We start from the raw sequence: 12327 nt of genomic DNA on the forward strand, positions 1-12327 counted from the left end.
AAACAGTGAAGACGGCACTGGCAAAGTGCAGGTCACCGTGGACTACTCCTTATGGGGTAATCTCAAAAACCCCAGAAATGCTAATGAATAATCCGAAATCATCAGCGGCGCGCCTGTTAACACCCCTGTAACTTCTCTTTCCCTGACCGTTTTTACAAACTTGGCCTGAGAGTTGCAACGTCTCTGCATGTGGAGGTTGCGACAGCCGGAACTGCTTTTTTCGCCCCGCCATAAAAAATGAGAATTCCCCTGCTTTCAGGCAGGAAAAATCATTTTTAGCGCAAGGAAATGCCACTTAACCCCATTTATCACTGATTAAGGGGGATTTATCTGTAATTGATGCTGTCAGATTAGCCGTCAACAAACGGAATTAAATTCTGCGTTGGGGCATTAACAGCGGAACATAAATGTCAGAAATATGACAGTGGCCGTCAAAATGAAGTTCAGCGGAAGGCTCCGTGCGGGAGGGAGGTCTGATGTTAAGTGTAAAATCAGTTAATCAGTATTATGGGCAAAAACATATTCTGTGGGATATCAATCTCGAACTGTACCGCGGTCAATGTACCTGCCTGATCGGGCGAAATGGCGTGGGAAAAACCACGCTGGTGAACTGCATCATGGGGCATCTTCCGGTGAAAAGCGGCGCCATCTCCTGGCAGTCGCGTGACGAAGAGCCGCAAAGTCTGCTGAATTTGCCGGTCGAAAGCCGCGCCCAAATGGGGATCGGTTATGTGCCACAGGGACGGCAGATTTTTTCGCAGATGAGCGTCGATGAAAACCTGCAAATCGCCATGATGGCCAGCCGGAATAAGACCCGTCGCGTGCCGGAAGAGGTGTATGACCTGTTTCCGACATTAAAGGAGATGGGGGCGCGCAAAGCCGGTGAGCTCGATGAAAGCCAGCAGCAGCAACTGGCAATCAGTCGTGCGCTGGTTCAGGAACCTGAATTACTGATTCTGGATGAACCGACCGAGCACACCAGCGCATCGATGGCGGCAAACATGGGCAATATCATTCACCGCCTGAACCGTGATCTCGGCCTGACATTGTTGCTGGTCGGTCATAAACTGCCGTTCATCCGCAGCGTTGCCGACCGGTTCTGCCTGGTCGACGGCGGACGCAACATCGCGCAAGGCACACTGGCGCAGCTTGACGATACATTAGTCAAAAATTATCTGACCGTCTGACGTCTCATGCCGTGAGACGGTTAAGATGAAGATACTGTCCCAAATTAACGTCAGTTCCGGCACTCAGGTACGGGATCTCGCCCAGCAAAGGCGCAGGCAGCATACGCGTGAGCGTATCCATGTATGCCTGATGATGCTTCCCCGTTTCCTGTACGTCGTTAGCTATCCAGCCCGCCAGATGCAACCCGCTTTGTGTGATGGCCTGCGCCGTCAGCACGGCGTGATTAATGCAACCCAGCCGCATGCCTACCACTAACACTACCGGCAACTGCTCGGCGATAACCCAGTCAGCAAAGGTATAATCTGCCGTCAGCGGTGTGTACCAGCCGCCTGCGCCTTCCACCACCACCCAGTCCGCCAGCGGTTCGAGATGACGTAATCCGTCTGATAGCACCCGCGGATCAATCGGCCGTTTTTCCAGTTCGCTGACGACATGTGGCGAAGTCGGTTCGATAAAGGTGCAGGGGTTCACTTCGTCATAACGCAGCCCGACGGTGCTGTAAGCCTGTAACGCCAGCGCATCACTGTTGCGCGGGCCTTCGCCGGTCATTTCACTGCCGGATGCCACCGGTTTGTATCCGGCTGTTTTGTGTCCTGCCTGCGCGGCAGCCTGCAAAAAAGCGGTGGTCGCGACGGTTTTACCGACTTCAGTGTCGGTGCCGGTAATAAAGTATTTTTGTTTCATGATTTATTTTAATAAAAGCCTGGTGTTGGTTCTGGCTCCCTCCCCCTGCGAAGGGGGAGGAGTAAATCAGCGTGGGATAAGTTCTTCGACCTGCAAAATGCCGTAGACCAGCCGGTAGTTGAGCGGCAGGATGCCGTCGCGGCGGGCATAGTGTTTGTCCAGCAATTGCAGACGTTCACGCCCGCCCAGACCGCCGAGGCGGCCATTTTTGATGTGCGTCGCACCGATGCCTTTCAGCGAGCGCAGCAGCGACATCACATCGGGGAATTGAGCAACATGATCGCTGAAGGTCACATCATGGCGATACGGCGCGCAGGCTTCGGCGATTTTGTCCGGCGTCAGGAACTGATTCACGTGACGTCGGCCATCGACCTTCATCCATGCCGCGGCCAGCTCATTGAGCGAACCTTCTGCCAGCGTGGAAAACAGCACCAGCCCGCCGTTGCGGGTGACGCGGTGCATTTCTTCCAGTGCGCGTGGCAGTGCGTTACACCACTGCACCGCCAGATTGCTGAAGCAGATATCGACAGAGTTGTCGGCAAACGGCAAACGTTCGATGTCGCCCGGCACGTATTCATCAGCAGAATCCAGCTCACGGGCGCGATTTAACATGCCCTCAGAGAGATCCAGCGCAATGACATTTTTACCCTGCGCACGCCAGTAACGGCTGAAGTGGCCGGTGCCACAGCCCGCATCGACGACAATCTTGCCGGCGTCTTGCAGATACGGCGCTGCCAGCGCCAGTAATTCCTCACCCACATCACGCTGCAACTGTGCGGCGTTTTCGTAACTGATGGCGGCGCGACTGAACGCATCGGCCACCGCTTGTTTGTTCACTAATTCAGTGACTGCACCCATGAAGGGACTCCAGCAAAAAATCGATATCTTCCGGCTCATGCGCCGCTGTCAGAGTAATGCGCAGCCGCGCACTGCCCGGTGGCACCGTCGGTGGACGGATGGCGCTGACCCACAATCCGCGATCGCGCAAGGTGGATGCCAGATCCAGCGCGGGCTGGTTTTCACCCACAATCACCGGCTGGATCGCCGTCTGTGAACCGGTCAGCGGATACGGCAAACCGGCGGCACCCGCGCGAAAACGGGCAATATTGGCGGCCAGTTTATCACGCAGACCGTCATCCTGCCGGACTCGTGCCAGTGCAGCCTGTAACGCGCACACCTGCGCGGCGGGCATCGACGTGCTGTAAATCAGATGGCGGGCAAACTGCAACAGGTAATCGGCGGTAGCATCATCACACAACACCGCCGCGCCGCTGCAACCGAAAGCTTTTCCGAATGTGACCACCAGCAGTTCCGGCCGGATGCCCTGTTGCCAGCAACTGCCGCGCCCTTCTTCACCGGTAACGCCCACACCGTGCGCGTCATCGACCATCAGCCAGCTACCGTGCGCTTTGGACAAGTTATGCAGATCAGCCAGCGGCGCGGCGTCGCCGTCCATACTGAATACACCTTCGGTCACCACCAGCGTTTCACCGGCTACCGGTTTTTCCAGCAGGCGCTGCAGGGAATCCGGCTGATTGTGGTGAAAACGCCGCAACTGCGAAGGTGCATGGGCTGCGGCTTCCAGTAAAGACGCGTGACTGAGTTTGTCAGCCAGCACGCGATCCTCAGCCTGCATCAGCGCCGCGAGAATCGCCTGATTCGCCGCAAAACCGGAGATAAACAGCAAAGCCCGCGGATATCCCTGCCACTGCGCCAGTTGTTGCTCAAACGCGGCATGCACCTCGCTGTAACCGGTGACGTGTCCTGAACCGCCGCTGCCGACACCGTATTTAGCCGCACCCTGCTGCCACGCGGCGATCACCTCAGCGTCCTGACTCAGGCCGAGATAATCGTTACCGGAAAAATTCAGATAACGCCGCCCGCCCTGCGTCAGAAAACGCGCACTGCCGCCCTCATTCGGCTGCCGTACACGAAATGCCGCCGCCTGTTTGCGCGCCGCCACCGCGTCGTTGATCCGCGTTTGCCAGCTCACCGGTTATACCGCAGCGTTGTAGAACTGATCGGTATCGGCGTGGACCAGCTGCTCGGCAAGCGCGGCCTGCTGCTGGTTATCGCCCATTTCTGTTTCAAATGACTGCGGGTTAAGCCCCAGCTTGCCGAACAGAATCAGGTCTTTATCTTCTGCCGGGTTTGGCGTGGTCAGCAGTTTGCAGCCGTAGAAGATGGAGTTGGCACCGGCCATAAAGCACATCGCCTGGGTCTGCTCACTCATCTGCTCACGTCCGGCAGACAGACGCACATAAGATTGCGGCATCATGATGCGCGCGACAGCGATCGTGCGGATGAAATCAAACGGATCCACATCGTCATTATCCGCCAGCGGCGTACCTTTCACTTTCACCAGCATGTTGATCGGCACACTTTCCGGCGGCACCGGCAGGTTTGCCAGTTGCATCAGCAAACCGGCGCGGTCTTTGACGGTTTCACCTAACCCCACAATGCCGCCGGAACAGACTTTAATGCCCGCGCCGCGCACTTCCGCCAGCGTATCCAGGCGTTCCTGATAGCTGCGGGTCGTTATGATGCTGCCGTAAAATTCCGGCGAGGTATCAAGGTTATGGTTGTAGAAATCCAGCCCGGCGTGCGCCAGACGCTGTGCCTGCGTAGTGTTCAGCGTGCCGAGGGTCATGCAGGTTTCCATGCCCATTTCTTTCACGCCCTGCACCATCTGCTCGAGGTACGGCATGTCACGATCGTGCGGGTTTTTCCACGCCGCGCCCATACAGAAACGGGTTGAACCGGCGGCTTTCGCCTGTCGGGCAGATTCGAGCACCTGCTCGACTTGCATCAGACGTTCAGATTCCAGCCCGGTTTTGTAACGGGAACTTTGAGGGCAATATTTACAGTCTTCGGGACAGGCACCGGTTTTGATCGACAGCAAGGTGCTGACCTGAACCTGTCGCGGGTCAAAATGCTGACGGTGAATTTGCTGCGCTTCGAACATCAGCTCCAGGAATGGCTTATCGAACAGAGCCTGCGTTTTTTCCAGCGTCCAGTGGGTGCGGGCAGTCATTGCGACTCCTTTAAAAAGTGTTCAGTTGTATTTTTTTCATAATCCGTAAACCATTTTTAATTTGTTTTGGTTTACCGTCAACGTTAAAATTATTTTTTAGTTTACAGCTTACGCCTCAGGATTCGTTTATGACCCCCGCCGATATTGAATTCGACCAGCGCCACATCTGGCATCCGTATACCTCTATGACCAAACCGCTGCCCGCCTATCCGGTGGAATCCGCGTCCGGCGTGATGTTGCAGCTGGCTGATGGCCGCAAACTGGTTGATGGCATGTCGTCCTGGTGGGCGGCAATCCACGGTTACAACCATCCGCAGTTGAACCAGGCGGCCATCGAACAAATCGGAAAAATGTCACATGTGATGTTTGGCGGGATCACCCATCCGCCGGCGGTTGCGTTGTGCCGCCGTCTGGTAGAAATGACCCCCGCCGGGCTGGAATGCGTGTTTCTGGCGGATTCTGGTTCGGTGGCCGTTGAAGTAGCACTGAAAATGGCGATGCAATACTGGCAGGCGCGCGGTGAAAAACGCCAGACGTTGCTGACCCTGCGCAACGGCTATCACGGCGACACCTTTGGCGCGATGTCAGTCTGTGACCCGCAAAACTCGATGCACAGTTTGTATCAGGGTTATCTGCCACAGCATCTGTTCGCCGATGCGCCGCAGAGCCGTTTTGACGGGGAATGGGACGAGGCGGATATCGCGCCATTTGCCAAAATGCTGGACGAAAATCACCGCAAAATCGCCGCAGTCATTGTAGAACCCATCGTTCAGGGGGCGGGCGGGATGCGGATTTATCACCCGTTGTATCTCAAACGCGTGCGTAAGTTATGCGATGAATATGGCGTGTTGCTGATTGCCGATGAAATTGCCACCGGATTTGGCCGCACCGGCAAGCTGTTTGCCTGTGATCACGCCGGGATTTCGCCGGATATCCTCTGCCTCGGCAAAGCCCTGACCGGCGGCTACATGACACTTTCCGCCACGCTCACCACCCGCCATGTGGCGCAGGTGATCAGTGACGGCGAGGCGGGATGTTTCATGCACGGCCCGACATTTATGGGCAATCCGCTGGCCTGCGCGGTCGCCAGCGCCAGCCTGCATTTACTTGCGGAAAACCGCTGGCAGGCGCAGGTATTGAGCATTGAGAAACAGCTGAATGCCGGTTTACAGCCGCTGGCAGCACATCCGGCGGTCGCCGATGTGCGGGTGCTCGGGGCGATTGGTGTGGTGGAAATGCGCCAGCCGGTAGACATGGCGCAATTGCAGAAGCATTTCGTCGGTCAGGGCGTGTGGATCCGCCCGTTCGGCAAGCTGATTTACCTGATGCCGCCGTACATCATTTCACCTGAAGAACTGAGCAAACTGACCGGCGCAATCGCCAGCGCACTGGCTGCGCTTTACTGATTAGCCTGTAGTGACTAACCGGTGTGAGGTAGATAACAGCGCGCTCAGTTTTTCCCGGCTGAGCCGCGCTTCTTCATTAAGAAAATCAATTGCCACTTTCAGCGCAGGGGTCGGGTTTTCCGGATACAGCAACGTATAAGACGCGCCGCTTGCCACGCACAACGGGAACGGCGCAATCACCCTTCCCGCCTGCAAATCATCTTCAATTAATGTCAGATCGCCTATCGCCACACCGTAGCCCTGCAACGCCGAATTGATCGCCAGATCCAGCGTATCGAAATGCTGTGATTTGGCTGACGGCAATCCCTGTACGCCCTCCTCCCGCAGCCACAACAACCAGTCGCGACGGTCACGCGTCGGGTGAAGCAGCGTTTTATCGGCCAGATCCGCCACTTTCGTTTTCCCTTTATGACGCGGCAGAAACTCCGGCGTACACACCGGCGTCAGCACTTCATCAAACAGATGATGCGCCCGGCGCTGTGATTCCGGCGGACGACCAAACACTACGGCAGCATCAAAATGTTCGTTGCTGAAATCCACGCCGTGGGCGATGGAAGCTGTCAGCTCAATCTGCATATCCGGCCTGTCGTTTTGTAGCTGGATAACACGCGGCAGCAGCCAGCGCATGGAACAGGTCGGGCATTTAATGCGTAAGGTATCCGGATGCGAACCCACACGTTGCAGGGCTTCTCCCATCAGCGCCAGCGCCTGTTGTACCGGCGGCAACAACTGCGCCCCGCGCGGGGTCAGCGTCAGCCCGCGGGCCTGACGTAAAAACAACGGATAACCCAGCGTGGCCTCAAGTCCGGTGATCTGGCGACTGACCGCGCCCTGGGTGATGTGCAGCAACGCCGCCGCGTGTGTCAGATTCAAGGTTTGCGCAACCACGGCAAAGGTTTTCAGCACGTTGAGCGAGGGTAAATTCAGATACGGCAGTTCAGGAGAAAAACTCACAGTTACCTCGTCAGAAACGTTATAAAGCCATGACTTCAGATCATAACGAGTATGACAAACTTTCCATTGTCGGCACAGGGGAACTATTGCTTAATCATTCAACACCCGTTTTTACCTTCTCATGGCCACCCGGCCTGCTTTTTGGGGAAAATGCTATGAAGAGCGCCATGTCGCCCCTGTCAAAATTACCTGACGTCGGCACCACCATTTTTACCGTTATCGGCCAGCTCAGCGCTGAACATAACGCCCTGAACCTGTCACAGGGGGCACCGAATTTCTCATGCCAGCCCGCGTTAATCGACAGCGTCGCAAAAGCCATGCGCGAGGGGCATAACCAGTACGCACCAATGAGTGGCGTGGCGGCATTACGCCATGCGTTGTCCGCCAAAGTCGAAGCGCTTTATGGCTGCAAATATGATGCCGACAGCGAAGTGACGGTGATTGCCAGCGCCAGCGAAGGCCTGTATTCCGCCATCAGCGCCCTGGTACATCCGGGCGATGAAGTCATTTATTTCGAGCCGTCATTTGACAGCTATGCACCGATCGTCCGTTTACAGGGCGCGAAGCCGGTGGCTATCGGCCTGTCGCTGGATGATTTCAGCATCGACTGGGATCAGGTCGCCAGCGCGATCAACAGCCGCACGCGAATGATCATCATCAACAGCCCGCATAACCCGACCGGTGCCATTTTCACTGAATTTGATATCGAACGGCTGACCGCGCTGACCCAAAACACCGACATCGTGATTTTGTCCGATGAAGTGTATGAGCACGTGGTGTTCGACGGCGAGCGCCACGAAAGCATGGCCTGCTATCCGCAACTGGCTGAACGCAGCGTGATTGTGTCGTCTTTCGGCAAAACCTATCACGTCACCGGCTGGCGTGTGGGTTATTGCCTGGCACCGGCAGAACTAATGGATGAAATCCGCAAAGTGCATCAGTTTATGGTGTTCTCTGCCGATACGCCGATGCAGGTCGCATTCGCCGAAGCGCTGGCTGACCCGCAAAGTTATCTGGGACTGGCCGATTTTTATCAGCAAAAACGCGACCTGCTGGCCGAAGCCCTCAGCGAATCCCGCTTTGAATTACTGCCAAGCCGTGGCAGTTTCTTTATGCTGGCGCGTTTTAGTCATTTCAGTCCGCTGACCGACGACGAATTTGTGCTGAGCCTGATCCGCGATCATCAGATCGCGACCATTCCGCTGTCAGCCTTTTACAGCAATAACCAACCAACAGGGCTTATCCGTCTGAGCTTTGCCAAAGATAACGACACGTTGTACGAAGGCGCACGCCGGTTGTGTCGCGTCTGAACCTTTGTATTCATCTCAATAACGCCGGGGAATTGTGAATAATGAAAAAATTGAAAATCGCATTGCTGTTAGGTTGTGCCGTCGCGTCTTTCTCCGCACTGGCGGACGGTTCCACGCTCAAATTTGGTCTGGAAGCGCAATATCCACCGTTCGAATCGAAAAGTGCGACCGGTGAATTACAGGGTTTTGATATCGATCTGGGCAACGCCGTCTGCGCCGCCGCCAGTGTGAAATGCGACTGGTACGACACTTCTTTCGACGGCCTGATTGCAGCCCTGCAGGCGCGTAAATTTGATGCGATTAACTCGGCGATGAACGTGACGGATAAACGTCGTCAGGCGATTGATTTTACCAACGTGATTTACCGCGTCCCCACCAAACTGATTGCGAAGAAAGATTCCAGCCTGCTGCCGACCACGGAGTCGCTGAAAGGCAAGCATATCGGCGTGTTACAGGGGTCGATTCAGGAAAGTTATGCGCAGGCACACTGGGCACCGAAAGGCGTAGATATCGTCTCTTATCAGGATCAGAATCAGGTGTATCTGGATCTGTCATCCGGTCGTCTCGACGGCACATTAGTGCTGGCCCCGGCCGGTCAGACCGGTTTCCTGTCGCGTCCGGACGGTAAAGATTACGGCTTCGTCGGTGACGCCGTACGCGATGACAAAATTCTCGGCAGCGGCATCGCCTTCGGCCTGCGTAAAGGCGATACCCAGTTGAAAGAAAAGCTGGATACAGCGATCGCTAAAGTGCAAAAAGATGGCGTGGTGAAAGAGCTTTCGAAGAAATACTTTGGTGATATTGATGTGAGCGTGAAGTAAAGCCGCCAGGAAGACAGGTTTAACTTTTGCGCCTCCCTCTGCGAAGGGGGAGGCCGGGAGGGAGTTTTTAAGGGCTAACACCTCGTCAAAAAAACTTCAACCCATTGATTTTGCTTTAATACCCCACCCCAGCCCTCCCCTTCGCAGGGGAGGGTGCCACTTAATACTCCGAATTTACAATGACTTCTTCGCCAAACGCACCGGCTTGTGGCAGCGGTTTATAGCTGGAGTTTGACGCACGCAGTACGCGGATCCCCCTCGCGCTTACGGCCTGAGCGGCAGTGATATCATTGTCAGAGTCGCCATAAAACACTTTAATTTGCTTATCTTTCAGCCACTGCGTTTTTGTGTTCTGACCGGCTTTGTCACCGGCGAAAATAACCGCATTCACTTTGTCCTGCGGGATTTGGAAATCGTTCTGCAGCGTCTTCGTCACGGTCTCAGTTTTGGTTTCGCTGCGGCCGGTCACGAAGTAAATGCTGTCGCCGCGTTTAAGGTGCATGGCAATCAGCGCCTTCGCTACGTCTTTTGGCATGCTGAAATCATCCCAGCCGTTGTTCATTTTCTCCCAGAATTTCGGGTTCTTCAGATAATCCTGTTTTCCGGGGGAAAACTCGACCTGCCCGCGGTAAAAGCCCGGCGAGGAAAACAACACCGTGTCATCGATATCAAAACCGACAGCTATTGGCGGGCGGCCGTTCAGGCTGTTTTCAATTTGCGCGACCGACACCCAGTGAACCGGCGATTGCTGCGCGAGTTGCGCCACATTGACGCCCGGCCAGAGCGGCGCGGGCGCGGGCTCTTTGGCGAAGGCAGACTGATTCAGGCTGAGCAACAGGAAAACGGCACTCAGTGCCAGAGGAGTTTTACGCATTAGGATCCCTTTTTTATGCTTATTAATCTTGCAGATAAAGTGGAGCAACGGGTCAAAAATCTTACCGACCATACCTGTGCAACCTGCAGATTTAAAGGAATTTTCCGGCAGATGTCATAGGAAAAGATGATGGTCACATTTCAGGGAAAAATCGCAGGGTTTATTCAAACATGGCATAAAGCGCTTGGTTCGAAAACTGTTTAGCGTCCTATACTTATTCCCAATTACGTTAGCTTTTAACTTTCTTATAAGAAAACGAAAAGGAATGACTATGCCCCAGTTACAGTCTGAAAACCGCCGCATCGTGCTGGCTTCACGCCCTCACGGCAAACCCGTCGATGACAATTTCCGTCTGGAAAAAGCGCCGTTACCGCAGGCCAGAGACGGTCAGTTATTACTGCGTACCGTGTGGCTTTCGCTCGACCCGTACATGCGCGGACGTATGAGCGATGCGCCTTCTTACGCTGCGCCGGTACAAATCGGTGAAGTAATGACCGGCGGCGCAGTTTCCCGCGTGGTGGAATCAAAAAGCCCGGATTTTAAAGCCGGGGATTTCGTGGTCGGCAGCACCGGATGGCAGGATTATTCCGTGGCCGACGCCAAAGCCGTGAAGAAACTCGAAGGCGCGGCACTCAAACAACCTTCCCTTGCACTCGGTGTTTTAGGCATGCCGGGCTTCACCGCTTTTATGGGGCTGCTGGATATTGGCGAACCCAAGCCGGGGGAAACGCTGGTCGTTGCTGCAGCGACCGGGCCGGTCGGCTCGCTGGTCGGACAAATTGGTAAAATCAAAGGCTGTCGCGTGATCGGGATTGCCGGTGGTGAAGAGAAATGCCGCTATGCCGTTGAACATTTCGGTTTCGATGAGTGTCTCGATCACCGCGCCCCGGATCTGGATAAACGCCTGAAAGCGGCCTGCCCGGATGGCATTGATGTGTATTTTGAAAACGTCGGTGGCGCGGTGTTTGATGCCGTATTGCCGCTGCTCAATACCAAAGCGCGTATTCCGCTGTGCGGGCTGGTTTCCCAATATAACGCGACCGGTCTGAAAGAGGGACAAGATCGCCTTTCCCTGCTGACCGGCACCATTCTGAAGAAACGCATGCGTGTGCAGGGCTTTATTATTTTTGATGATTACGGCCATCGCTATCCGGAGTTTGCAAAACAGATGAGCGAATGGTTTGAACAAGGGAAAGTGAAATTCCGCGAAGATATCGTGGAAGGATTAGAGAATGCACCGCAGGCGTTCTTTGGCCTGCTTGAGGGTAAAAACTTTGGCAAACTGGTCGTTCGTGTCGGTCAGGACTGATTACTCCTTAACTAAAGCTGACGGCGTCCACAGGAGGTAACATGAAATTACTGATTGTATTGACATCACACGATAAGCTCGGCGAAACCGGTAAGAAAACCGGTTTCTGGCTGGAAGAATTTACCGCGCCTTATTACGAGTTTCTGGATGCAGGCGCCGGGCTGACGCTGGCCTCGCCGAAAGGCGGACAGCCACCACTCGATCCGAAAAGTGATGAGCCGGATGCGCAGACCGAAACAACCGAACGCTTCCGCAGTGATAAAGATGCGCAGAAGGTGCTGGCGAACACGCACAAACTTGCTGATGTTAACGCTGATGACTTCGATGCCATTTTCTATCCGGGTGGTCACGGACCGTTGTGGGATCTGTCTGAAGACCCGCATTCCATCGCGCTGATCCAGGCTTTCTGGGCAGCGGGCAAACCGGTTTCTGCGGTCTGCCACGCGCCGGGGGTGTTGCGCAATGTGCTGGTGGAAGATGGCACGCCGCTGGTGAAAGACAAGCGCGTAACCGGCTTTAGTAACAGCGAAGAAGACGCGGTTGGCCTGACCGACATCGTGCCTTTTTTGGTTGAAGACGAGCTGAAGAAAAATGGCGGCGATTACAGTAAGGCAGCGGACTGGCGGCCTTATGCCGTCACCGATGGCAAACTGATCACCGGTCAGAATCCGGCCTCTTCCAGAGCAGTCGCGCAGGCATTACTGAAAATGCTGGGCGGCGGCGAGGTCGGCAAGTAATCTGCCCGTG

At 55.1% G+C, this 12327-nt stretch carries 12 protein-coding genes; 6 read left to right on the forward strand and 6 right to left on the reverse strand.

Going from position 1 to position 12327, the window contains the following annotated elements; genetic code table 11:
* Nucleotides 1-476: 476 nt before the first annotated feature.
* Nucleotides 477-1187, forward strand: coding sequence for an ABC transporter ATP-binding protein (locus GW591_RS10265; protein ID WP_013576383.1), 711 nt, complete (start codon nucleotides 477-479; stop codon nucleotides 1185-1187).
* A gap of 4 nt (nucleotides 1188-1191) precedes the next feature.
* Here the strand turns inward: GW591_RS10265 and bioD are convergent, their stop codons facing one another.
* The 4 genes from bioD to bioB all read right to left on the reverse strand — a co-directional run bounded on the left by bioD (nucleotide 1192) and on the right by bioB (nucleotide 4906).
* A complete protein-coding gene (gene bioD, locus GW591_RS10270; protein WP_015690231.1) occupies nucleotides 1192-1872 on the reverse strand; it encodes a dethiobiotin synthase in 681 nt (226 codons plus the stop codon).
* A 66-nt stretch (nucleotides 1873-1938) separates the two neighbouring features.
* Nucleotides 1939-2730 (reverse strand): malonyl-ACP O-methyltransferase BioC, encoded by a 792-nt coding sequence (gene bioC, locus GW591_RS10275; RefSeq protein WP_015690232.1) that lies wholly within the window; start codon nucleotides 2728-2730, stop codon nucleotides 1939-1941.
* On the reverse strand, nucleotides 2714-3865 hold the full coding sequence (bioF, locus tag GW591_RS10280; protein WP_015690233.1) for an 8-amino-7-oxononanoate synthase: 1152 nt from the start codon (nucleotides 3863-3865) through the stop codon (nucleotides 2714-2716). Before bioF ends, bioC begins: the two co-directional genes overlap by 17 nt.
* Before the next feature lie 3 nt (nucleotides 3866-3868).
* Nucleotides 3869-4906 carry a biotin synthase BioB gene (bioB, locus tag GW591_RS10285; RefSeq protein WP_013576387.1) on the reverse strand — a complete coding sequence of 346 codons (1038 nt, stop codon included), beginning with the start codon at nucleotides 4904-4906 and terminating at the stop codon, nucleotides 3869-3871.
* Between the two features lie 128 nt (nucleotides 4907-5034).
* Between bioB and bioA the strand changes: the two genes are divergently transcribed.
* A complete protein-coding gene (gene bioA, locus GW591_RS10290; RefSeq protein ID WP_013576388.1) occupies nucleotides 5035-6312 on the forward strand; it encodes an adenosylmethionine--8-amino-7-oxononanoate transaminase in 1278 nt (425 codons plus the stop codon).
* On the opposite strand, the gene GW591_RS10295 is transcribed toward bioA, so the two are convergent.
* Nucleotides 6313-7266: a LysR substrate-binding domain-containing protein gene (locus tag GW591_RS10295; protein WP_015690235.1), complete on the reverse strand. Its 954-nt coding sequence runs from the start codon at nucleotides 7264-7266 to the stop codon at nucleotides 6313-6315.
* A 155-nt stretch (nucleotides 7267-7421) separates the two neighbouring features.
* On the opposite strand from GW591_RS10295, the gene GW591_RS10300 reads away from it, so the two are divergent.
* Both GW591_RS10300 and GW591_RS10305 read left to right on the forward strand, forming a co-directional pair.
* On the forward strand, nucleotides 7422-8576 hold the full coding sequence (locus tag GW591_RS10300) for a methionine aminotransferase (protein ID WP_013576390.1): 1155 nt from the start codon (nucleotides 7422-7424) through the stop codon (nucleotides 8574-8576).
* Between the two features lie 41 nt (nucleotides 8577-8617).
* Nucleotides 8618-9397 carry an ABC transporter substrate-binding protein gene (locus GW591_RS10305; RefSeq protein ID WP_166860541.1) on the forward strand — a complete coding sequence of 260 codons (780 nt, stop codon included), beginning with the start codon at nucleotides 8618-8620 and terminating at the stop codon, nucleotides 9395-9397.
* A gap of 160 nt (nucleotides 9398-9557) precedes the next feature.
* Here the strand turns inward: GW591_RS10305 and aphA are convergent, their stop codons facing one another.
* Nucleotides 9558-10271, reverse strand: coding sequence for an acid phosphatase AphA (gene aphA, locus GW591_RS10310; RefSeq protein ID WP_112151654.1), 714 nt, complete (start codon nucleotides 10269-10271; stop codon nucleotides 9558-9560).
* A gap of 271 nt (nucleotides 10272-10542) precedes the next feature.
* On the opposite strand from aphA, the gene GW591_RS10315 reads away from it, so the two are divergent.
* Together GW591_RS10315 and GW591_RS10320 are read left to right on the forward strand one after the other, a co-directional pair.
* Nucleotides 10543-11580 (forward strand): NADP-dependent oxidoreductase, encoded by a 1038-nt coding sequence (locus GW591_RS10315; RefSeq protein WP_013576393.1) that lies wholly within the window; start codon nucleotides 10543-10545, stop codon nucleotides 11578-11580.
* A 41-nt stretch (nucleotides 11581-11621) separates the two neighbouring features.
* Nucleotides 11622-12317, forward strand: a complete 696-nt coding sequence (locus GW591_RS10320; RefSeq protein WP_013576394.1) for a type 1 glutamine amidotransferase domain-containing protein — start codon at nucleotides 11622-11624, stop codon at nucleotides 12315-12317.
* Nucleotides 12318-12327: the final 10 nt, after the last annotated feature.

The sequence above is a fragment of the Rahnella aceris genome (genome assembly GCF_011684115.1).
Lineage (GTDB): Bacteria > Pseudomonadota > Gammaproteobacteria > Enterobacterales > Enterobacteriaceae > Rahnella > Rahnella aceris.